At 40.8% G+C, this 1,030-nt stretch carries 1 protein-coding gene; it reads left to right on the forward strand.

Going from position 1 to position 1,030, the window contains the following annotated elements; translation table 11 throughout:
- Positions 1–948 (forward strand): IS110 family transposase (locus N477_RS23820; protein WP_063379465.1); only part of this gene is annotated, 948 nt, incomplete at its 5' end.
- Between the last annotated feature and the right edge of the window lie 82 nt (positions 949–1,030).

The raw sequence follows: 1,030 nt of genomic DNA on the forward strand, positions 1-1,030 counted from the left end.
GCAAAAGTCTCTAAACATGGCGAAATTGTTTTTAATAAAGCACAGTCTCCATCTAAAGTTCGCCAGATACTCGCTAACTCTCCCCCTAGCATTGTGGCAATGGAGGGATGTGGCAGTTTTCATTATTGGGGGCGGATTGCTCAATCCTATGGTCATGAAGTGAGGGAACATGTTAAGCCTTATATAAGCAAACAAAAAACAGATGCCAATGATGCTATCGGGATTGCGATTGCTGCTATACAACCGAATATGCCCTTTTCTCCAGTAAAAAATATCGAACAGCAAATTCTCCAAACGTTCACTGTGAGTCGTAAGTTTTTAGATAAACAGCTTACACAACTCGGTAATCATATTAGGGCCTTATTTTATGAATATGGCATCACTATTCCTCGCTCCAAGAAAGCATTGAAAGAGGTTTTAACTGAGCGTAATGGTTTACCAGAGGTATTATTGCCATTAGTTAATGTCTTAAAAGCTCAATACCAGCAAATAGAGCAATCTCTGAATAAAGTGACTAAAAACCTAGAACTGCTTGTTTCTCAAAATGAGCAATGCCAACGTGTTATTGCGCTTGAAGGTGTGGGTGTTTTAGGTGCAGCGGGGCTAATTGCCAGCTTGAGTCAAACGAAGCACTTTAAAAATGGGCGATGTGCTTCTGTATATTTAGGCGTTACCCCAAAACAATTTAGCAGTGGAGGTAAAACCGTGATGCTGGGAATTGATAAAGGCGCTGGAGATAAACAGCTAAAATCCTGTTTATTTTTGGGGGCATTGTCATACATTTCTAATCTGCCGGAGAAACCCAAGACATTGAAGCAGCAATGGCTCTTAAGGCTAGTCGCTCGTTCAGGTGTGAAGCGAGCTTGTATTGCGCTGGTGAATAAAAATATCAGGACGGCTTGGGCAATGCTAAAACAAGGTACGAACTACCAGCCAGTTATGATTTAACAAACATCTTAAAAAGAGTTCGACAACAATGTAATTAAAACGGTAAGACCAACCTTCTGAAAACCTGTCTGAACTGGAAGTG

Source organism: Pseudoalteromonas luteoviolacea H33-S (assembly GCF_001625695.1).
Lineage (GTDB): Bacteria > Pseudomonadota > Gammaproteobacteria > Enterobacterales > Alteromonadaceae > Pseudoalteromonas > Pseudoalteromonas luteoviolacea_B.